A 21,043-nucleotide genomic window follows, 5' to 3' on the forward strand; every position below is an offset into this window, starting at 1 on the left:
CCGTACGGCCGCGCTTGATGGCCCTCGCGCAGTCCCGCACGGAATCATGGCCCCGCAGGGCGACGACGACGCGCGACGCGCCGGAACAGGGGTCGGGTGGAGATGGCGGGCACACGGAGGTTCCCGGTCTGGCTGCTCGCCGTCTGGGGCCTGACCAGGGCGGCCCTGCTGCTCTTCGTCCTCAGGGTGTTCGTCTTCCCCGGCCCGGACGTCACCACCGACGTCTCGGTCATCTACCAGGGGTGGTACGACACCCTGCGCACCGGGGCGTTCCCGCGCCACGACGTCACCTGGCAGTACCCGCCCGCCGCCGCACTCGCGATCCTCTCGCCCGCGCTGCTGCCCTTCCTGGACTACGCGCGGGCCTTCTACGTCCTCGCCCTCCTCGCCGACCTCACGGTCCTCGGCCTCCTCTGGTACGCGGGCACACGCCCCGGCAGGACGCTGCGCGGTGCCTGGCTGTGGACGGCCGGGGTCGCCCTGCTCGGCCCGACCGTCTACGCCCGCTACGACCTGATGGTGAGCGCGGTGGCGGTCGCGGCACTGCTCGCGGGGGCGGGCCGGCCGCGGGTGATGGGGGCGCTCACGGGCCTCGGCGCCCTGCTGAAGGTGTGGCCGGTGCTGCTGCTGGCGGGGGCCGCGAGCCGCCGGGCCTGGGTCTCGGCCGCAGCGACGGCCGGCGCCCTGGCGCTGCTGTTCGGCCTGACGGCGCCCGGCGCCTTCTCCTTCCTGACCGCCCAGCGCGACCGCGGCACCGAGGTGGAGTCGATGGGCTCGCTGGTCTTCCACATCGCCCGGCACTTCGGCTGGCAGGGCCAGGTGCTGCTCAACTACGGCTCGGTGGAGTTCCTCGGCCCGTCCGTGGACTGGGTGAGCGCGGCGGCCCTGGCCCTGTCCGTGGTCGCCTTCGGCTGGCTGCTGCTGTGGCGGGTACGCGTCCGCCGGCTGCCGCCGCACGCGCTCGCGGACGCGGCCTTCGTCGCGGTGCTGCTGTTCACGGTCACCAGCCGGGTGATCAGCCCCCAGTACATGGTGTGGCTGGTGGGACTGGCGGCGGTGTGCCTGTGCCACCGCGGCAGCCCGATGACCCTGCCCGCCGGGCTGGTCCTCGCCGCCTGCCTGGCCACGGTCCTGGAGTTCCCCGTCTACTTCGCGAACGTCGTCGCAAGCGACCGGCTGGGCATCGCCCTCCTCCTCGCCCGCAACGGCCTGCTGCTGCTCGCGGCGGTGACGGCCGCCCGCCGACTGTGGCGCGCCACGGTCTCCGGCCCCCCACCGTCCGTCCCCCCTCAGACCCCTCGCACCCAGGAGACCCTGGCGCCCTCCTGACGGGGCGGCTCCTCGTGACGGGACACGAGCGGCCCCCTGCCGTGTGCCCCGGGTCTCAGCCCAGTTGCGTTCCGAGATACGCCCGCCACTGACGGGTGAACGTCTCCAGGTTCATCCCGAGGGTGTGCCGCAAGGCGGACTCGACCGCTCCGGAGCGTGTCCGGTGGTCGCCCACCGCTCGGTAGAAGGCGTTCAGCCGGGCCTCTCCCCAGCGGTCGGCGATCATCCGGCAGGCCAGCCAGCCGCTCTCGTAGGCCTGTGCCAGGGCGTCCGCGTCCTCGGAGAAGGCGAAGTCCGTGTCCCGGGGCAGCGCGGCCGGGACCTGTCCCCGCGCGATGGAGCGGGCGAGTTCGGGCGCCACCTCGCCGGGGGTGCGGCCGCTGCCGCGGTAGCCGACCCAGTCGGCGTAGCCCTCGGACAGCCACAGGGGCGTGGCCGCCGTGGTGTGGGCGCGAGTGGCCACATGGGTGGTCTCGTGCCGGAGCACGACCTGCTTGCCCAGGTCGCCGAGGACGCCGTACGCGTCCGGGTTGACGATGATCCGGTCCGCGGGCGCCCGTGTCGTGCCTCCGGCCTCCCCGGTGGTGACCGCGGCGATCCCCCGGTACCCGGACGCCGGCGCGCCGAGCAGACCCGCCATCCCCTCCAGCGAGCGCGGCACGAGCACCACGACGTGCCGGACCCAGTCCGTGCCCCAGGCGTCGGTGACGGCGGGGACCGAACGGTCCGCGAGCTCCGCGTAGGCCCGCAGGACCTCCCCGGGCTGCCCCACGCCGAGGACGAGGCTGTGCGTCCCGCGGACGGTCTCGACGGCACCCTGCTCCCACAACTGCTCACCGGCCCTTTTCGCGGGCTCGTCGGCGCTGACGTACCAGCGGCCGTCGGTGCGGGTCAGCCGCAGCACCCGGGCGGCGGTGACCGGCGCCCGGTCGTAGTCCTTGACCCGGTAGCGCAGTTCGGCGTCGGCGCTGGCCCGGTCACCGGTGCGGTGCAGGGCCGTGACGCGGTACGACCAGGCGGCCAGCGGCACGCCACGCAGATGGTCGAACTCGGCCGCGTCGGCGGCCGGCCGGCCCCCGGCGTCGGCGGTGCGCGCCTCGGTCGCGAGGAACGCGGGCCGGTTCCCGGCGAGGACGGCGGCCGCCCGCCGGTCGAGGACCTGCTGCACGGCGGCCGTCTGGGAGTCCGGCGCGGGTCGCCCACCGCAGCCTACGAGCCCGGCGAGGAGCAGCACACAGCACGCCACGACCCCCGGCGCACGCCCATGACCAGCCACTGTCCGATCGTACGCGGCGGCCGCGCCGCCCATCGGCGCCGCGGTCAGGGCCGGGTGACCGAGGCGATCGGCATCATCCCGACCGGGTCGTAGCGGACCGCGGCCCCCGGGTGGGGTGCGTGGATGACCTGGCCGCCGCCGACGTACATGGCCACATGGCTCGCGTCGGAGCGGTAGACGATCAGGTCGCCGGGGCGTGCCTGGGACAGCGGCACCTGGTGGCCGGCGTACCGCTGCTCCTGCGAGGTGCGCGGCAGTCCGATGCCCGCCCGCCCGTACGCCCACTGCATCAGGCCCGAGCAGTCGAAGCCGCCCGGTCCGCTGGCTCCCCACACATACGGGCGGCCGAGCGCGGAGCGGACCGCGGCGACCGCGGCCGCGGCGCGGGCGTCGGGCGCTCCGGCACCGGTGAGGACGGGCACGTCGGCGCCGGAGCGGGACGCCCGGTGGTAGGCGGTGCGCGTGCTGGACGGCAGGGAGTCGAGCAGCCGTCGCGCGGTGGCGAGTTTCCGCTCGACGGTCCTCTTGTGCCGGGCGACGGCCTCGCGGTCGCGCTCCAGCTCCGCCAGCTCACCGGTGGCGTCCGCGCGTTCCCGGCCCAGCTCGCGCAGGGCCGTCTGGAGTTCCCTGAGCTTTCCGGCCTGGCGGGAGCCGATCCGGTCGAGCGCTGCCGTCCGGTCCAGGTACTCGCCCGGATCGTCGGACAGCAGCAGCCCGAGGGAGGAGGCGAGGCCGCCGGAGCGGTACTGGGCCCCCGCGACCGAACCCAGCTCGTCCCGCAGGGCGTTGACTCGGTCCTGCTGCCGGGCGATCCGGTCCTGCGCCTGGCCGACGTGCCGGCGCAGCGAACCGGCCCGCTCGGTGGCCTTGTCGTAGGCCTCGGTGGCCTGCTCGGCCTCCTGGTACAGCCGGTCCACCGTGACCCGGGGGTCACGGGAGGGGGCGGCGTCCGCGGGCGCGGCACCGAACGCCGTGGCGGCTGCCGCCGCCGCGGCGGCCGACACCACGGCGGCTGTCTTCCTCAGAGCCTGGTGCGGCTCCGGGGCGTCCGCCCCGGTGTCCCTTCGGCTCACCGGACGCACGGCGGCGTCACGGCCCCCGCCGAGGCCGGTTGATGCAAGGCGTCGATGGGACCCCACGACCGGTCGCACTCCCTTCCGCTGACACACCCCCGCCACACGGCGAGGGAAACGCGGCAGACAGTAGCCGGATGATCACGCATGGTCCAAAGAGGCCGAGACGGGCGCACAACGCGGCGCCCCACCGCTGACGCAGGTCATCGGCGGGGCGTGGGGTCAGCGGGCGTCGCTGGAATTCGCCCGTTCGGGCGGAGTGGCGGCCCGGTCCGCGAGGGATCCGGTCAGACTCGGACGCCGAACATGAAGGGTCCGCCGATCGTGCTCATCGACTCGTAGCGGACGACGGTGCCGGTCCGCGGGGCGTGCAGGATCTGGCCGTTGCCCGCGTAGAGGCCCACGTGGTGGATGTCGTTGAAGAAGAAGACCAGGTCGCCGACCTTCAGGTCGTTGACCGAGTAGATCCGGGTGCCTATGTTGGCCTGCTCCTGCGAGGTGCGCGGGATGGAGACACCCGCCTGCGCGTACGCCCAGGAGGTCAGGCCCGAGCAGTCGAACGTGGCCGTGCCGGTGGCACCGTACTGGTAGGGTCTGCCGATCATGGACTGGGCGGCGGCGAACGCCGCGGCCGCCCGACCGGAGGCGGACCCGGTGTCGCCGCCGAGGACGCTGCGCTCGCTGGCCCGGCTGGCCCGGTCCTGCTCGGCGGCGAGCTGCTGCTTCTCCTGCGCGCTCAGGGAGTTGAGCAGCTTCTGCGCCGCGGCGAGCTTGCCCTGGACTTCCTGCTTGTTCTTGCCCAGCTCGGTCCGGGTGGCCGCGAGGTCCTTGAGCTTGTCGGCGGCCTCCTGGCGCTCCTGGGCCAGCTCGCGCTGCTTCTCCTGGATCTTCTTGAGCGCCTCGACCTGCTGGCTGCTCAACTGGTCCAGCGTGGACGCCTTGTCGAGGTAGTCGTCCGGGTTCGAGGAGAGGAACAGCTGCACGGAGGGGTCGATGCTGCCGGTGCGGTACTGGGCGCTCGCCATGGTGCCGATGCCGTCACGCAGCTGGTTCAGCTCGTCCTGACCCCGGGCGACCTTGTCCTGCAGGCTGGAGATCTGCTTCTCCAGCTTGTCCTGCTTCTCCTTGGCGCCGTCGTAGGCCTCGGTGGCCTGCTCGGCCTCCCCGTAGAGCTTGTCGACCCGGGACTTGACCTCGTCCTTGCTCGGCTTCTCGCTGGGGGCTGCGTTGGCGGCCTGGGCACTGAAGGCCACGGCGGCGGCCGCTGCGGTGGTGAGCACGGTCACACGTGCGCGGCTCGGCTGCTTGGGTCGACGGTGGGACGCCACGGGGGCGATCTCCTTCTTCCTTCAGCCGCCTACCGACACGCCGGCGGGCGGTGCCCTCCGCCGTCACTCACCCCTTGTGAGTGATCACCCGTGCGGAGGTTCGAGGCCCGACCCTAGTGACCTCGCTGTGATCAGTTCAAATCCTGAGCGGGAAAATTCCCGTCACGCAATGCATTCTTTGCACGGAACTCACCTGGGGTGATGCGGCCTTGACGCTACGTTGCGCCACGACCACCTCAATTCGGGCATGCCCGGCGGATGTTGCGCTTGGTGCGTTGGCGACCCATGGGGTGTTCGAGGCAACGGGCGCGCCCGGCAAGGAAGTCCGTTATGCCCTGGAAAATCGCTTGAGCAGGACCACCGACGCGACGGGGCGGGCACCCGCCCTGGCGACTCCGTCGGCCACCTCGCGATCGGTGGAGACCACGATGACCGGCCGGCCCGGCGGCTCCGCGCGCACCAGTTGACGGATCAGCTCGTCGGCGGTGACGCCCGGTTTGGAGAACAGCACCCGCACGCCGCGCGGCGGCGCGAGCAGCACGGGAGCGGCCAGTTCGGCCCCGTCGAAGACGCAGGTGACCTCCGCGCCGGTCTGCGCCGCGAGCTGCGAGAGCTGCCCGAGGAGTCTGAGCCGCTGCTTCTCCAGCGGCATCTGGGGATAGCCGGTCTTGGTGACGTTGTACCCGTCGACGAGCAGATGCGCCTGCGGCAGCGCGAGCAGCTGGTCGAGGATGGCGGGATCGTTCTCGGACAGCGCCCGGGCGGCGATGTCCTTCGGCGTCATCCGTCCCGGTTCGACCGCGTCCACGGTCTCCGCGGGCCGCACCGAGACCGGCGGCAGCGCCAGCTCCCGCCGCAGCCCCTGGGCCGCGTCCAGCACGGTGTCGAGCAGCAGCCGTACGCGCATGTCCTCGACGCTGCGCCCTTCGCGCGCCGCCCGGCGCGTGGCCTCCAGGGCGGCCTCCGCCTCGCCGAGCCGTCCCTTGAGCCGCCGCGTCTCGCTCTCGGCGGCGGAGAGCTGCGCCTGGCCCTCGGCGCGTGCGGCCTCGACCTCGCTCCGCACCTTGCGCAGGGCTGCCTCGCCGCGCTTGACATCGCTGAGCGCGGCGCGCAGCTTCCGGTGAAGCGATTCGGCTTCCTTACGGGCCGACTCCAGCTCCCCGCGCAGCCGTTCGGTCTCGGCGCGGGTCTGCTCGCGGGCGGCGCCCAGTTCCGCCCGCAGCCGTTCCAGCTCGGCCCGGTTCTCCTCGTCCGCGCGCTCGGCGTCCGCCCGCTGGGCCTCCTCGCCCGCGGCGGTCACCAGCTTCACCCAGCCCGCCGGGCGCAGTACGTAGGCCGCGGCCGCCACGTCGAGCGGGTCCGCGGCCGGGGGCGGCGAGCCGGAGTCGAGGGCGCCGGTCAGTTCCGGCTGGGCCTCTCTGAGCTTCTCCGCGATCCGTTGCCGGAAGAGCGCGTCGGTCTCCACGGCCGCGGCCATGGCGTTGCCGGCGAACTTGGCCCGACGGTTCGGGGCGAACCGGGCGTACTGCCGCAACTGTGCGGGCAGTTCGGCCAGGGTCAGCCCGCCGAAGCCGTCCGAGACGATCTGCACGACCCGACGGCGCACTCCGTCGGGCAGCGGACGGTCGAGCACCTCAGCGGTGCCGTCGACCGGCTCCCCGCCCGATGTCTCCACCATCCGTCACCCCAATGCCTGTGCGGGGCCGCCTCCGTCAGGAGCCGGCGCCCGGCCTGTCCACGAGCTCCACCTGGTCCAGGGCGTTGCACCAGCGGCAACGCACCGACTCGATGGTCTCACTGACCACGTCGCGCTCCTCGACCGTCGGTTCCCCGGCCAGATCGAGATGCACGTACTCGACCACCTTCGACGAGCGGGTCACGTCGAACCGGGTGAGGTTGCCGCAGAGCGTGCAGCGCCAGCGGGTCGTCTCGGTCGGCAGGGGCACCGTCATCGTGGCTGCTCTTCCTTCTTCCAGTCTCCGTGATGCGCCAGTTTCCCTGGAGCGTGTGGCTCGTAACCCTACGGCCTGGTGGGCGACCGCCGCCTGCTCGTATCACGCGGCGAGGCACTCTGTGCGGATCGGTCCGGTTACGCCATGCTCTGTCCCATGATCAGCACCTGGGGCAGGACGGCCGGGAGGGCGTTGCGGGGACAGTCGGCGCCCGTGACGTACGGACTGATCGTCCTGTGCTGTCTGATCTTTGTGCTGGGGCCGGCCTCGGGCCTGAATCCCGCCTACGGCCGGGGCGAGGCGCTGCTCGCCGCCCAGCGGGCCTATTTCACCCGCTGGGGGGTGGTGCCCGCGGACCTGTTCAGCGGGGCGCCACGGGCCGCACTCACCCCCGCGACGGCGCTGTTCGTGCACGGCAGCTGGGTGCATCTGCTGGGCAACATGCTGTTCCTCTATGTCTTCGGGGCGATGACGGAGGAGCGGATGGGTCATGTGGAGTTCGCCCTGTTCTACGGGGGCTGCGGCTATCTGGCGCTCCTCGGGTACGCGGCGGCCCACGCGCAGTCGGCACAGACCCTGGTCGGGGCCTCGGGGTCGATCTCCGCGGTGCTCGGCGCGTTTCTGTTTCTGTTCCCGGGAGCCAGGGTGACCAGTCTCTTTCCGTTCCTTTTCTTCCTGCCGCTGCGCTTTCCCGCCTGGGTGGTGCTGCCCTTCTGGGCGACCCTCCAGTGGATCGCGGCGGACCGCGCCGCCCAGGGACCGGGCGTCGCCTACCTGGCCCATGTCGTGGGGTTCGCGCTGGGCTTCCTCTACGCCTGGGTGCGCAGACCTGTGCTGGTGCCGCGTCGGTGACCGGACACGGACGTGCCCCGGCGGCGCGGTCCCCGCGCCGCCGGGGCACGTCTGTTGGTGAGCGGTGGAGCAGGTCTTAGAGTGACAGGTCCGAGCGTGCACCTAGGGAGAAGGCCAGCCGTGATCACTGCGATCGTGCTCATCAAGACCAGCGTGGACCGGATCCCGGAGATCGCCGAGTCGATCGCCGCGCTGGACTCCGTCAGCGAGGTCTTCTCCGTCACCGGCACGTACGACCTCATCGCCATGGTCCGGGTGCGGGCACACGACGACCTGGCGGACGTCATCCCGGGCCGGATCAGCAAGATCCCGGGCGTGCTGGGCACGGATACACACGTCGCCTTCCGCACGTACTCCCAGCACGACCTGGAGGCGGCGTTCGCGATCGGGCTCGACAACTAGGCGCCGGGCCGGAACCAGGCGCCGGGCTCGACGGACGTCCACCGGCCGGGGGCCTCAGACCGCCGGAACACAGCGCCCGTCCTGTGTGCGATACGTCCACCGCGCGCCGTGCCGGACCAGCTCCGCGACCGCCCGCACGAACCGCTCCACATGCTCGTCGGGCGTGCCCGCGCCGAAGCTGACGCGGATGGCGTTCAGGGACCGCTCGCCGGGAGCGGCCTCGGGCGCGCCGCACTCGCCCTGGGTCCCCGGGTCGCCGCCCAGCAGGGTGCGCACCAGCGGATGGGCACAGAACAGGCCGTCGCGGACGCCGATGCCGTACTCGGCGGAGAGCGCGGCGGCGAAATGGGAGCTGTTCCAGCCCTCGACGACGAACGAGAGGACGCCGACGCGGGGCGCGTCGTCGCCGAAGAGGGAGAGCACCCTGACCTCCGGGATCTCGGCGAGTCCCTCCCTGACCTTGCGGATGAGGTACCGCTCACGGGCGACGAGCGCGTCGAAGCCCGCTTCCGTGAGGGCCTTGCAGGCCGAGGCGATGGAGTAGGCGCCGATCACATTGGGCGAACCGGCCTCGTGCCGCGCGGCGGTCTCGTGCCAGTCGACGTCCACTCCCCCGTCCGTGCGCCGGGTGACCCTGCGGCTGGCGCCGCCGCCCGCGAGGTAGGGCTCGGCCGCGCGCAGCCAGTCGGCGCGGCCGGCCAGCACCCCGGAGCCGAAGGGCGCGTAGAGCTTGTGGCCGGAGAAGGCGACCCAGTCCACGTCGAGGTCCGCGACCGACACGGGGTGGTGCGGGGCCAGCTGGGCGGCGTCCAGGACGATACGGGCGCCGTGCGCATGGGCGGCCGCCGCCAGCTCGCGTACGGGCCACAGCTCGCCGGTGACGTTGGAGGCGCCGGTGACACAGACGAGGGCCGGTCCGTGGGGGTCGCGGTCCGCGAGGGCGCGTTCCAGGGCCCGTACGGCCCCCTGCGGGGTGCGCGGGGCGTCGAGGACGGTGACCCGGGCGTCCCGCCAGGGCAGCAGCGAGGCGTGGTGCTCGGTCTCGAAGACGAGGACCTGGCAGTCGGCCGGCAGGGCGGCGGCGAGCAGGTTGAGCGAGTCGGTGGTGGACCGGGTGAAGATCACCTGGTCCGCCTCGCGGCAGTCGAGGAACTTTGCGACGGTCCGGCGGGCGTTCTCGAAGAGGTCGGTGGACAGCTGCGACAGATACCCGGCGCCGCGGTGGACGCTGCCGTAGTACGGCGCGTACGCCGCCACGTCGTCCCAGACCCGCTGGAGCGCCGGGGCGCTGGCCGCGTAGTCGAGCGCGGCGTAGGTGACGGTGCCGCCCGTGACGAGCGGGACGCTGACATCCCTGCCCAGAACGGGCAGCGGGGCGCAAACGTAGGGGTCGGCGGCAAGGGTGGAGACGGACATGGGTGCACTCCCGTGAAGGCAGAAGGGATCACCGCGCCGGAGGGCGCGCGCAAGGGCGCGGGCTCGCGTCGACGGCGCGGGAAAAGGGTGAAAAAGGTGAAAAGGGGATGCGGAGGCGGGGCTCTGCGGCCCTAGCGCATTCGCTTGCTCACGGAAGGCTCCCTCGAACGACCAGGACCCCTGGCCCCACGCTCATGCGAAGCGTGCGAGGGGTCCGCGCTTGCCGTGGACCTCGCTGCCCACGACCTGGTCTTCACCCGGGGCACCCCGCCACGGACGGAGGGTTGCCGGACAGCCGGCCGGGGCCGCATGGCTGTCGCTCATGACCTGGGCAGGACGCTACGCGACATGATCGGCCGGCCGCAACACGTGTCCGGATGCCGGGACATACGCCCTGTTTCCCGGCGGCATGCGAAAGGGGGAGCCCGGCCGCGCCGCGCTCCCCCTCGCCCTGGGGCTCATCGGTGGCTTGCGGCCACCCAGCGTTCCAGCGTTCGCTTCGCGGCGCCCGAGTCGATCGACTCCTCCGCCTTCTCCATCCCCGCGCGCAGTTGCCCGGCCAGGGGCGCCCCGGTCGGCTCCAGGGCCACCAGGGCCGCCGCCGAGTTCAACAGCACCGCGTCCCTGACCGGCCCGGTCTCGCCGTCCAGCAGGCGCCGCGCCACATCGGCGTTGTAGGAGGCGTCGGCCCCGCGCAACGCCTCGACCGGCACCCGCTCGATGCCGACGTCCCGGGGGTCGAAGGACTCCTCGGTGACCTTGCCGTCGCGGACCACCCACACCCGGGACGTGGAGGTCGTCGTCAGCTCGTCCAGTCCGTCGTCGCCACGGAAGACCAGGGAGGAGTTCCCGCGTTCGGCGAGGACCCCCGCCACGATCGGCGCCATCCGCGGATCCGCGACACCCACCGCCTGTGCCTTCACCCTGGCCGGGTTGGTCAGCGGGCCCAGCACGTTGAACGTCGTACGGATCCCGAGCTGCCCACGCGCCGCGGCCACATGCCGCAGCGCCGGGTGGAACCTCACCGCGAAGCAGATCGTGATCCCGGCCTCCTCGGCCACCTCGGCCGTCCGTCGCGGGGTGAGGTCCAGATTGATGCCGAGCTTCTCCAGCACGTCCGAGGAGCCGGACGCGGAGGACGCGGCCCGGTTGCCGTGCTTGACGACCTTCGCGCCCGTGCCGGCCACCACGATCGAGGACATCGTGGAGATGTTGACCGTCTTCGCGCCGTCGCCGCCCGTACCGACGATGTCGACCGCCGGACCCGGTACCTCGATCACATTCGCGTGCTCGTACATCGCCCGCACGAGCCCGGTGATCTCCTCGACCGTCTCGCCCTTGGCCCGCAGCGCGACGACGAAGGCGGCGATCTGCGCGTCCGTCGCCTCGCCGCGCATGATGCGGTCCATCGCCCAGGCCGTGTCGTCCACGCTCTGGTCGTGGCCGTCCAGCAGCGCGTTCAGCACCCGGGGCCAGGAACGGCCCGCCGCGGTGTCGCCTCCAGCGGGGTTCACAGCGCTCATAAGCCGCTCCTGGGTCGGTGTCCCGCTCGGGACACATTTCTCGAACAGGTCCACCCTATCCAGCCCAGGGCACGGCAAAGGGCCCCGTCCGGCATGGACGGGGCCCTTCGACCGTGGCGTGGCGCGCGCAGCGATCAGTGGTGGCCGTGGCCGCTCGTGATCTCCTTGTACTCCTCGACCGTGGGCTTGGGGATCTGGCTGTCCTCCCCGTAGTAGGCGTTGCTCAGCCTGGCACGGAGCTTCTCCGAGCCCCTGACCTTCCGCTCGACACCGTTCTCGTCGACCGTCGGGCCGATCTCGGCCGGCTTGTACTGCTCGTGCGCCGTGAGCGTGTGCAGCTGCTCCTGGCTGAGCGGCTCGTGGACCTCGATGAACTCACCGTGCGGCAGCCGCTTGATGATGCCCGACTCACGGCCGTGCAGCACCTTGTCGCGGTCGCGGCGCTGGAGGCCGAGGCAGATCCGCTTGGTGACGACGAACACGAGCACCGGCACCACGAAGAAGGCGATGCGGACGAACCAGGTGATCGCGTTGATCGACAGGTGGAAGTGCGTGGCCCAGATGTCGTTGCCGCCGGCGAGCAGCAGCACGAAGTACCAGGAGATCCACGCGACACCGAAGGCCGTACGCGTCGGCGCGTTCCGCGGGCGGTCCAGGATGTGGTGCTCGCGCTTGTCGCCGGTGATCCAGGACTCGATGAAGGGGTAGACACCGATGGCGACCAGGACCAGCGGGAAGATCATCAGCGGGACGAACACGCCCAGGACGAGCGTGTGGCCCCAGACGTTGATCTCCCAGCCCGGCATCGTACGGATGAGACCCTCGGAGAAGCCCATGTACCAGTCGGGCTGGGCGCCCGTGGAGACCTGGTCCGGGCGGTAGGGGCCGATGGCCCAGATCGGGTTGATCTGCGCGATCGCCGCGATGGCCGCGATGACACCGAAGACCAGGAAGAAGAAGCCTCCGGCCTTGGCCATGTAGACCGGCAGCAGCGGCATGCCGACGACGTTGTTGTTCGTCTTTCCGGGACCCGCGAACTGCGTGTGCTTGTGGTAGAAGACCAGGATCAGGTGGCCGACCACGAGACCGAGCATGATGCCCGGCAGCAGCAGGATGTGGATCGAGTAGAAGCGGGCCACGAAGTCGCCGCCCGGGAACTCGCCGCCGAAGAGGAAGAACGACAGGTAGGTGCCGACGATCGGCACGGACAGGATCGCGCCCTCCATGAAGCGGACACCGGTGCCGGAGAGCAGGTCGTCCGGAAGCGAGTAGCCGGTGAAGCCGGTGAACATGCCCAGGACGAACAGCAGGAAGCCGAACAGCCAGTTGATCTCACGCGGCTTGCGGAACGCGCCCGTGAAGAACACGCGCATCATGTGCACGAACATGCCGGCGAGGAAGATCAGCGCCGCCCAGTGGTGGATCTGCCGGATCAGCAGACCGCCGCGCACGTCGAAGCTGATGTGCAGCGCCGAGTTGAACGCCTCGCTCATCAGCTGGCCCTGCAGGGGCACGTAACTGCCGTGGTACACCACCTCGTTCATCGAGGGGTGGAAGAACAGCGTCAGATACACACCCGTGAGGATGATGATGATGAAGCTGTAGAGGCAGACCTCACCCAACATGAACGACCAGTGGTCGGGGAAGATCTTGCGCAAGTTCGACTTGGCCAGGGAGTAGATCCCCAGGCGGCCGTCGGCCCAGTCGGCGACGCGCTCGCCGGCCGGTGCCCTTCCGCGCGAAGCGCCCGCCGCGTCAGCGGCAGACCGACTCGTGTTGCTCGATGAAGTGCTCATCCGCGCTCCCAGAAAGCAGGACCGACGGGCTCTTCGAAGTCGCTGAGCGCCTCGAGGTAGCCGTCCGCGTTGACGCCGATGCGCAGCTGCGGCAGGGCGTGACCAGCCGGGCCGAAGATGACCCGGCCACCGTCGGAGAGGTCGAAGGTGGACTGGTGGCACGGGCAGAGGACATGGTGCGTCTGCTGCTCGTACAGGGAGATCGGGCAACCGACGTGGGTGCAGATCTTCGAGTAGGCCACGATGCCCTCGTGGGACCACGAGAGTTCCTTCTTGTCCTTGATGTTCTCCGGCTGGAGCCGGACGAGCATCAGGGCGGCCTTCGCGATCTGCTTCTGGAAGTCCTCGTTGGTCTCCTCCAGGCCCTCGGGCTTGGCGAAGGTGAGCGAGCCGACCGCCAGGTCCGCGGGACGCAGCGGCTGGTTCGTGTTCATGTTGACGAGGAGCTTGCCCTTGGACCACAGAGTGTGGCGCAGCTTGGTGCCGGGCAGCGGGCCGAGGTCACGCAGCAGGAACAGGCCGGAGAGCGGCACCAGGGCCAGCGCGCCGAACATCGTGTTCCGGATCAGCGAGCGACGGCCGAGCTGCGACTCCCTGGCACCCGCCTGGAAGTCGGCGAGGACCTTCGCCTTGACCTCCGGCGGCGCCTCGATCGGGTGACGCTCGTCGGCGACCTCGACGTCGGACATCAGGGTGCGGGCCCAGTGGACCGCGCCCGCGCCGATCGTGAACAGCGCCACGCCCAGCGTCAGGCCCAGCGCGAAGTTCATCGCGCTGATGTGCCCGATCGGGAAGACGTAGATGGCCTTGTCGTTCGGGATCGTGACGTACGACGCGATGAAGCCGAGCGTGGCCAGCATCGACACGGTGAACAGCATGGCGACCGTGCGCTCGGAGCGCTTGGCGGCCCGCTCGTCGATGTCCTGGATCCGGTGCTCGTGGGGCGGCAGGCCCGGGTCGGCGAACGGGTTCTCCTCGTCCGCGACCGCTACGGCACCGGCCTCGGTGTCCTGCTCAGCGGGCAGGTTCTCTTCGGGAATGTCTTGGCTACTCATGACTTCTTGGCCTTTGCGGTCCGAGCGGCGACCCAGACGGCGACCGCGATCAGCGCGCCCAGTCCGAAGATCCAGGCGAAGAGGCCCTCGGAGACCGGGCCGAGACCGCCCAGGTCGAGACCGCCGGGGTTCTCGGTCTGGTCACCGTTGACCGCCTTGATGTAGGCGATGATGTCCTTCTTGTTCTGCTGCGACAGCGTGGTGTCGGGGAAGGACGGCATGTTCTGCGGGCCGGTCTGCATGGCCTCGTAGATGTGCTTCGGCTCGACGCCCGCGAGGCTCGGCGCGAACTTGCCGTGCGACAGGGCACCGCCCTCGCCCGTGATGTTGTGGCACTGCGCGCAGTTGGTGCGGAAGATCTCGCCGCCCTTGGCGATGTCGGCACCCTCGGGGCTGTAGTCGTTCTTCGTCGGCACGGCCGGGCCGGCGCCGAGCGAGGCGATGTACGCCGCGAGCTGGTCGATCTGGGCCTGGCTGTAGATGTTCCTCTTCTTCACCACCTGGGGACCCTGAGAGGTGGCGGCCGGCATACGGCCGGTGCCCACCTGGAAGTCCACGGCCGCGGCGCCGACGCCGACCAGGCTCGGACCGTCGGAGCTGCCCTGACCGCCGGTGCCGTGGCAGCTGGCGCAGCCCACCTGGTAGAGCTTCTTGCCCTCCTCGATGGCGAGGGACTGGGAGGTTTCATCGGCCTGAGCCTTGCTCGCGGGCGCGAACGCGGCATACAGCCCCCCGGTGGCCGCCAGCGCGAGGAGTAGGACGACGACAGCCGCCAGCGGATGGCGTCGTCGTGCGGAGAGCTTTTTCACGGATTACCCCGGTGTCAGGATCTTCTGCGTCGATGCTTCTGGAAATGGATCGGAGCGTCGCGGGCGATCGGTTCTCCCCGATCGGGTGACCGTTCGCCGCGGCCGACCACCGATTACCTGATCAGGTAGATCGTGGCGAAGAGGCCGATCCAGACGACATCGACGAAGTGCCAGTAGTAGGACACGACGATGGCGGCGGTCGCCTGCTCGTGGGTGAACCTCTTGGCCGCGTAGGTGCGGCCGAGGACCAGCAGGAAGGCGATGAGACCACCCGTCACGTGCAGGCCGTGGAAGCCGGTGGTCAGGTAGAACACCGAGCCGTACGGGTCCGAGGACAGCGAGAGGCCGTCCTTCTTGACCAGCTCGGTGTACTCGAAGATCTGCCCGCCGACGAAGATCGCACCCATGATGAAGGTGAGGATGAACCAGCCACGGAGCTTCTTCACGTCACCGCGCTCGGCCGCGAACACGCCGAGCTGGCAGGTCAGCGAGGAGAGCACCAGGATCGTGGTGTTGGTCGCCGAGAACGGAAGGTTGAGATGGCTCGCCATCGCCTTCCAGTGCGTCGGACCCGTCACCGATCGCAGGGTGAAGTACATCGCGAAGAGGGCCGCGAAGAACATCAGCTCGGAACTCAGCCAGATGATGGTTCCGACGCTGGTGAGGTTCGGCCGGTTGACCGACGGGTGCGCGTGCCCGGTTTCTACTGTCGTTGCTGTCGCCACGACCGACATTATGTCGGGCGCTTATCCCGCCCTCACTCCGGGGGGTGCCGTTCGGAGTGTCCGCAGCGTGTGGTGGGCCCGTATGGCCCATCGAAGCCATGCGCGGACCGCTGTTGACCCGGTGTTCAAGGGAGTAGCATCCGCCCCGAACGGTCCGTTCCGTACGACGCTGACGTCCCGGAGGAAGCATGCAGCCGACCGCCACGGTGCTGGTCTACAGCGACGACTCCCGCACGCGCGAGCAGGTGCGGCTTGCCGCCGGGCGCAGGCCGGCGCCGGACGTCCCCGAGGTCCGGTTCCTGGAGTGCGCGACGCCCGACGCGGTCGTCAGGGAGCTGGACAAGGGCGGCATCGACGTGTGCGTGCTGGACGGCGAGGCCGTGCCGATGGGCGGCATGGGCGTGTGCCGGCAGATCAAGGACGAGATCTTCAACTGCCCTCCGGTGCTGATGCTCATCGCGCGCCCACAGGATGCCTGGCTGGCGACGTGGAGCCGGGCCGATGCCGCCGTGGCGCTGCCGGTGGAGCCCGTGGAGCTGGCCTCCGCGCTCGCTTCGCTGCTGCGCCGGCGGGCCCTGGCGAGCGCGTGACGGTGCCTGGGGCGCCTGCCGGCGCGTGACGGTGCTGGGCGGCCGAAGCCGCGGCCAGGGGCCCGCGGGGCCTGACACGGCGCTCACGGGCGCCCTGGCGGCCCCTCGCGCCCGCGTCGGCGCACCCGCCTGACATCACCCCGGCCCCGCGCCCCTTGCCGGGGCACGGGCGCACCGGTCACACGGCCTGCGGGCGCAGCCTTGCGATGTCCGCCGGGCTCGGGCCAGGCTTGTCCGGGATCAGCGCGCTGCCCTTGCTCCATTTGTCCCAGTCGAGGTTCCAGTCGCCGTAGCCGTTGCCGAAGGGGTCCATCTGCCGGCCCCGGGAGTTGACGACCTGGACGATGTCGCCCAGCCGCACGGTGTCGAAGAACCAGTGGGCGTTGCCGGTGGTCATGCCGGTGCAGCCGTGGCTGACGTTGGCGTACCCCTGGTAGTCGACGGACCAGGGCGCGGCATGCACATACTCGCCGCTCCAGGTCACCCGGGCCGCCCAATAGACCATCAGATCGAAGGAGTCGCCGGAGTTCCTGGAGATGCCGATGGTCGTCCCGCGCATCCGTACGGCGGGCTGCTTGGCCAGGATGACCTTGATCCCGTTGCGGGTGTCGTAGCCGGGCCTGCCGGTGGTGACGGGGATCCGCCGGAGCACCTGGTCGTTCTTGTAGACCGTCATCCGGTGCGCGGCGGCGTCCGTGACGGCGATGAGGCGGTCGCCCACGGTGAGTTGCACGGGCTTGCTGTCGGCGGCCCACAGACGGTCCGCGACCTTCACGCCCGCGAGGTCGCTGTGCACCGTGACGGTGGCGTGGGCGGGCCAGTAGTCCTTGGGACGGTAGTGCAGCGTCTTGTCGTCCACCCAGTACCAGGAGCCGTCGACCGCGGGCGCCGAGTCCACCTTGAGGGCGCGCTCGACGATCGCACGGGACGCCTTGTCCTTGACGGGCTCGCTGAGTTGGGCGGTGACGGGCTGACCGACGCCGTAGGTGCCGGTGTCGGGACCGAGAGCGACGTTCAGCATCTTCTTGCTCTTCGGGACGGCGGTGTCGAACTCGAGCACCTTGCGGCCCGGTGCGCCGTCCTCGTCCTCCGTGCTCACCCGCACCGTGTAGTGGGTGCCGGCGGCCAGCGGTGCGGTGCTGTGCCAACGGCTGCCGTCGGCGCTGAGTTCACCGGCCAGGTAGCGCCCTCGGGCGTCCACGGCCGTGACGTCCGTGATGCGCCCGTCCGAGTCCGAGGCGGTGATCTCCAGGGGCTTGTCGGGATCGGCCTTCTTGTCGTTGTCGTCAGGGGCGTTGTACGCGATCTGGTCCGCCGCGTCGAAGGGATGCGCGGCGAGCGGGTCGCCGTCGACGCCGCAGGCGACGGGGCCCGCGGCGAGGGATATCAGCAGCAGGGTGCAGCCGACGACGGTGCGGCGTCGTGGCCCCCGGAAGAACACTGAGTGGCTCATGACCGTAACGCTATGAAGCCCGCTCGGGCGCGGCGCGCCGGGAGAGCCGTGCGGGGGACGCGAAACGCGGCAAAAGAGGGAGCCCGGACACTTCGGAGAGTGTCCGGGCTCCCGTGCGCTGGGCGCGTGTTACTGGGTGCGGTTCTCGCCGCGGTAGTACTCGAAGACCCAGCCCCACAGGCCGACCAGGATCAGCGGGGCGGAGAAGTACATCAGCCACCAGCCGATCGCGATGGACAGGAAGGCGAGGGCGCCACCGATACCGAGGGCGAGCGGCTGCCAGCTGTGCGGGCTGAAGAAGCCGACCTCACCGGCGTCGTCCGCGACGTCGGCCTCCTTGTTGTCCTGGGCGCCCGCGTCGACCCGCCGGGCCGTGAAGGCCAGGTAGTAGCCGATCATCACGCTCAGGCCGAAGGCCAGGAACAGCGCGGTGGTACCCGCCGGCTCCTTCGACCACAGGCCGTAGACGATGGCCATGACCAGCAGGAAGACCGCCAGCCAGAGGAACATCTTGCCCTGGATTTTCACTTGCCGGCCTCCTTGCCACCAGCGACGGCCTTGCTGCCCGCGCCCGCGTGCTCGAGCTGCTCGAGCGCGGCGATCTCCGGGTGGTGCAGGTCGAAAGCGGGGGATTCGGAGCGGATCCGCGGCAGCGTGAGGAAGTTGTGCCGCGGCGGCGGGCAGGAAGTCGCCCACTCCAGCGAACGGCCGTAGCCCCACGGGTCGTCCACGCCCACCGGCTTGCCGTACTTCGCCGTCTTCCACACGTTGTAGAAGAACGGCAGGATCGACAGGCCGAGCAGGAACGAGCAGATCGTCGAGATCGTGTTCAGGGCGGTGAAGCCGTCAGCCGCGAGGTAGTCCGCGTAGCGTCGCGGCATACCCTCGGCGCCCAGCCAGTGCTGCACCAGGAACGTGCCGTGGAAGCCGACGAAGAGCGTCCAGAAGGTGATCTTGCCGAGGCGCTCGTCGAGCATCTTGCCGGTGAACTTCGGCCACCAGTAGTGGAAGCCGGCGAACATGGCGAAGACGACCGTACCGAAGACCACGTAGTGGAAGTGCGCCACCACGAAGTACGAGTCGGAGATGTGGAAGTCCATCGGCGGCGAGGCCAGGATGACACCGGTCAGACCACCGAACGTGAAGGTGATCAGGAAGCCGGTCGCCCAGAGCATCGGTGTCTCGAAGGACAGCGAGCCCTTCCACATCGTGCCGATCCAGTTGAAGAACTTCACACCGGTCGGGACGGCGATGAGGAACGTCATGAAGGAGAAGAACGGCAGCAGCACGCCACCGGTGACGTACATGTGGTGCGCCCACACCGTCACCGACAGACCGGCGATGGCGATGGTCGCGCCGACCAGGCCCATGTAACCGAACATCGGCTTACGGCTGAAGACCGGGATGATCTCGGAGATGATGCCGAAGAACGGTAGCGCGATGATGTACACCTCTGGATGGCCGAAGAACCAGAAGAGGTGTTGCCACAGTAGGGCGCCGCCATTGGTCGCGTCGAACACATGCGCGCCGAACTTGCGGTCCGCCTCCAGGGCGAACAGCGCGGCCGCGAGCACCGGGAAGGCCAGCAGGACGAGCACAGCGGTCAGCAGCACGTTCCACACGAAGATCGGCATGCGGAACATGGTCATACCGGGTGCGCGCATGCAGATGATCGTCGTGATGAAGTTGACCGCGCCGAGGATCGTGCCGAAGCCGGAGAAGGCCAGACCCATGATCCACATGTCGGCGCCGACGCCCGGCGAGCGGACCGCGTCCGACAGCGGGCTGTAGGCGAACCAGCCGAAGTCGGCCGCGCCCTGCGGCGTGAGGAAGCCACCGACCGCGATGAGCGAGCCGAACAGGTAGAGCCAGTAGGCGAACATGTTCAGCCGCGGGAACGCCACGTCGGGCGCACCGATCTGGAGCGGCATGATCCAGTTCGTGAAGCCGGCGAACAGCGGCGTCGCGAACATCAGCAGCATGATCGTGCCGTGCATCGTGAACGCCTGGTTGAACTGCTCGTTCGACATGATCTGCAGACCCGGCCGGGCGAGCTCGGCGCGCATGAGGAGCGCCATCACACCGCCGATGCAGAAGAACGCGAACGACGTCGCCAGATACAGCGTGCCGATCGTCTTGTGGTCCGTGGTGGTCAGCCACTTGACGACGACATTGCCGGGATTCTTGCGCCTGACCGGCAGCTCGTTCTCATATGAGCCTGCGGCTGCGGCGGCACCCTGGGGTTCGTTGAGGATGCTCACAGGTTGTTCGTCTCCCGGTTCTTCTCGTGGCTCGTCTGCGCGATGCCCGCGGGGATGTAACCGGTCTGCCCCTTCTTCGCCAGGTCCTTGAGGTGCTGCTCGTAACGCTGGGGCGAGACGACCTTCACGTTGAACAGCATTCGGGAGTGGTCGACGCCGCAGAGCTCGGCGCACTTGCCGCGGAAGGTGCCCTCCATGTTGGGGGTCACCTGGAAGGCATTGGTGTGGCCCGGAATGACGTCCTGCTTCATCAGGAACGGCAGCACCCAGAAGGAGTGGATGACATCGCGCGAGGTCAGGACGAAGCGGACCGTCTTGCCCTTGGGGAGCCAGAGGGTCGGGCCGGGGTTGTTGGTCTGCGGGTTCCGTGTGCCCGGCGTACCGAAGTCGTAGACACCGCCGGCGTTCGCCGGGAAGTCCTTCTTGAACCGGTCCGGGATCGCGTTCAGGTTCGGATCGGTCTTGGCGTCACCGGTCACCCCGCTGACGGGGGTGACGTAGTTGAAGCCCCAGCTCCACTGGTAGCCGACGACGTTGATGGTGACGTCGGGCTTCTTGTCGAGGCTGAGGAGCTTCGACTCGTCACGGGCGGTGAAGTAGAAGAGCACCGAGACAATGATCAGCGGGACCACGGTGTACAGCGCCTCGATGGGCATGTTGTACCGGGTCTGCGCAGGAACTTCGATCTTGGTGCGGCTGCGCCGGTGGAACATGGCGCTCCACAGGATCAGGCCCCACACCAGCACGCCGACGGCGAGCGCGGCCGCCCAGGACCCCTGCCACAGGGAGAGGATCCGGGGAGCCTCCTCCGTGGTCGGGGTGGGCATACCAAGGCGGGGGAAGTCCTTGTATGTGCAACCGGTGGCGGTCGCCAGGACCAGGCCCGCGGTCAGTGCCTGCAGCAGCTTCCGCCGCATCGGGCGCCGCGGCGAGCGGTCGGAGCCGTTGGGACTCACGTAGCGCCTTCCCGAGAGTCTCGCCCGCGCTGTACGGCTGCGGCCTGGCCTTCTCGCTGGTCGGTCGCCGCCCTGCGTCGGGCAGGGGTTTGGATGTTTATGCGGACCAAACCCTACTGGACGCCATTTGGGGTCGCGCGGGGAGGGTGCCCAACGCGCCGCCGGACACCCCGAAGGGAGGGAGTGCCTGGTTGTGGGGCTCTCCTGACGGGTCCTTCGGCCGCCGCGAGGGGCCCTGAGGTGCGCA

19 protein-coding genes and 1 riboswitch are annotated in these 21,043 nt (G+C 70.1%); of the genes, 4 read left to right on the forward strand and 15 right to left on the reverse strand.

Going from position 1 to position 21,043, the window contains the following annotated elements:
- Positions 1–96 precede the first annotated feature (96 nt).
- The gene (locus ACIP94_RS01840; protein ID WP_402418079.1) at positions 97–1,329 is read left to right on the forward strand and encodes a glycosyltransferase 87 family protein; all 1,233 of its coding nucleotides are present in this window, start codon (positions 97–99) and stop codon (positions 1,327–1,329) included.
- A 55-nt stretch (positions 1,330–1,384) separates the two neighbouring features.
- Here ACIP94_RS01840 and ACIP94_RS01845 read toward each other — a convergent pair whose 3' ends face one another.
- From ACIP94_RS01845 to ACIP94_RS01865, 5 genes are all read right to left on the reverse strand, one after another.
- Positions 1,385–2,605 carry a hypothetical protein gene (locus ACIP94_RS01845; RefSeq protein ID WP_402418081.1) on the reverse strand — a complete coding sequence of 407 codons (1,221 nt, stop codon included), beginning with the start codon at positions 2,603–2,605 and terminating at the stop codon, positions 1,385–1,387.
- Positions 2,606–2,649: 44 nt separating this feature from the next.
- Positions 2,650–3,744: an NlpC/P60 family protein gene (locus tag ACIP94_RS01850; protein WP_402418083.1), complete on the reverse strand. Its 1,095-nt coding sequence runs from the start codon at positions 3,742–3,744 to the stop codon at positions 2,650–2,652.
- A gap of 221 nt (positions 3,745–3,965) precedes the next feature.
- Positions 3,966–5,006 (reverse strand): NlpC/P60 family protein, encoded by a 1,041-nt coding sequence (locus ACIP94_RS01855; protein ID WP_402418085.1) that lies wholly within the window; start codon positions 5,004–5,006, stop codon positions 3,966–3,968.
- Between the two features lie 328 nt (positions 5,007–5,334).
- Positions 5,335–6,684, reverse strand: coding sequence for an NYN domain-containing protein (locus tag ACIP94_RS01860; protein ID WP_402418087.1), 1,350 nt, complete (start codon positions 6,682–6,684; stop codon positions 5,335–5,337).
- Between the two features lie 34 nt (positions 6,685–6,718).
- Positions 6,719–6,958, reverse strand: coding sequence for a hypothetical protein (locus tag ACIP94_RS01865; RefSeq protein WP_402418089.1), 240 nt, complete (start codon positions 6,956–6,958; stop codon positions 6,719–6,721).
- A 156-nt stretch (positions 6,959–7,114) separates the two neighbouring features.
- Here ACIP94_RS01865 and ACIP94_RS01870 point away from each other — a divergent pair, with 156 nt between their 5' ends.
- Both ACIP94_RS01870 and ACIP94_RS01875 read left to right on the forward strand, forming a co-directional pair.
- Complete coding sequence (locus tag ACIP94_RS01870) at positions 7,115–7,810, forward strand: rhomboid family intramembrane serine protease (protein WP_402418091.1); 696 nt, start codon at positions 7,115–7,117, stop codon at positions 7,808–7,810.
- A gap of 120 nt (positions 7,811–7,930) precedes the next feature.
- Positions 7,931–8,212, forward strand: coding sequence for an Lrp/AsnC family transcriptional regulator (locus tag ACIP94_RS01875; protein WP_402418093.1), 282 nt, complete (start codon positions 7,931–7,933; stop codon positions 8,210–8,212).
- Between the two features lie 54 nt (positions 8,213–8,266).
- Here the strand turns inward: ACIP94_RS01875 and ACIP94_RS01880 are convergent, their stop codons facing one another.
- The 6 genes from ACIP94_RS01880 to ACIP94_RS01905 all read right to left on the reverse strand — a co-directional run bounded on the left by ACIP94_RS01880 (position 8,267) and on the right by ACIP94_RS01905 (position 15,545).
- Complete coding sequence (locus tag ACIP94_RS01880; RefSeq protein ID WP_402418095.1) at positions 8,267–9,628, reverse strand: aminotransferase class V-fold PLP-dependent enzyme; 1,362 nt, start codon at positions 9,626–9,628, stop codon at positions 8,267–8,269.
- Between the two features lie 211 nt (positions 9,629–9,839).
- Positions 9,840–9,956, reverse strand: a riboswitch (SAM riboswitch).
- A 130-nt stretch (positions 9,957–10,086) separates the two neighbouring features.
- Complete coding sequence (trpD, locus tag ACIP94_RS01885) at positions 10,087–11,151, reverse strand: anthranilate phosphoribosyltransferase (protein ID WP_402418097.1); 1,065 nt, start codon at positions 11,149–11,151, stop codon at positions 10,087–10,089.
- Positions 11,152–11,285: 134 nt separating this feature from the next.
- Entirely contained in the window at positions 11,286–12,947 is a 1,662-nt protein-coding gene (locus ACIP94_RS01890; RefSeq protein WP_402418099.1) for a cytochrome bc complex cytochrome b subunit, read from the reverse strand.
- Entirely contained in the window at positions 12,944–14,002 is a 1,059-nt protein-coding gene (locus tag ACIP94_RS01895; RefSeq protein ID WP_402418101.1) for a Rieske 2Fe-2S domain-containing protein, read from the reverse strand. Before ACIP94_RS01895 ends, ACIP94_RS01890 begins: the two co-directional genes overlap by 4 nt.
- A complete protein-coding gene (locus tag ACIP94_RS01900; RefSeq protein ID WP_402418103.1) occupies positions 13,999–14,811 on the reverse strand; it encodes a c-type cytochrome in 813 nt (270 codons plus the stop codon). Before ACIP94_RS01900 ends, ACIP94_RS01895 begins: the two co-directional genes overlap by 4 nt.
- 113 nt (positions 14,812–14,924) lie before the next feature.
- The gene (locus tag ACIP94_RS01905; RefSeq protein ID WP_365166417.1) at positions 14,925–15,545 is read right to left on the reverse strand and encodes a heme-copper oxidase subunit III; all 621 of its coding nucleotides are present in this window, start codon (positions 15,543–15,545) and stop codon (positions 14,925–14,927) included.
- A 179-nt stretch (positions 15,546–15,724) separates the two neighbouring features.
- On the opposite strand from ACIP94_RS01905, the gene ACIP94_RS01910 reads away from it, so the two are divergent.
- Positions 15,725–16,126 (forward strand): hypothetical protein, encoded by a 402-nt coding sequence (locus ACIP94_RS01910; protein ID WP_402418105.1) that lies wholly within the window; start codon positions 15,725–15,727, stop codon positions 16,124–16,126.
- Positions 16,127–16,304: 178 nt separating this feature from the next.
- On the opposite strand, the gene ACIP94_RS01915 is transcribed toward ACIP94_RS01910, so the two are convergent.
- The 4 genes from ACIP94_RS01915 to coxB form a co-directional block, all read right to left on the reverse strand.
- Complete coding sequence (locus ACIP94_RS01915; RefSeq protein WP_402418107.1) at positions 16,305–17,579, reverse strand: Ig-like domain-containing protein; 1,275 nt, start codon at positions 17,577–17,579, stop codon at positions 16,305–16,307.
- A gap of 129 nt (positions 17,580–17,708) precedes the next feature.
- Entirely contained in the window at positions 17,709–18,107 is a 399-nt protein-coding gene (locus ACIP94_RS01920; protein ID WP_402418109.1) for a cytochrome c oxidase subunit 4, read from the reverse strand.
- A complete protein-coding gene (ctaD, locus tag ACIP94_RS01925; protein ID WP_402418111.1) occupies positions 18,104–19,840 on the reverse strand; it encodes a cytochrome c oxidase subunit I in 1,737 nt (578 codons plus the stop codon). Before ctaD ends, ACIP94_RS01920 begins: the two co-directional genes overlap by 4 nt.
- Positions 19,837–20,796 (reverse strand): cytochrome c oxidase subunit II, encoded by a 960-nt coding sequence (coxB, locus tag ACIP94_RS01930; RefSeq protein ID WP_402418113.1) that lies wholly within the window; start codon positions 20,794–20,796, stop codon positions 19,837–19,839. The genes ctaD and coxB overlap by 4 nt, the downstream gene beginning before the upstream one ends.
- Positions 20,797–21,043 lie beyond the last annotated feature (247 nt).

It is taken from the genome of Streptomyces sp. NPDC093261 (genome assembly GCF_044753645.1).
In the GTDB taxonomy this organism is placed as follows: Bacteria; Actinomycetota; Actinomycetes; order Streptomycetales; family Streptomycetaceae; genus Streptomyces.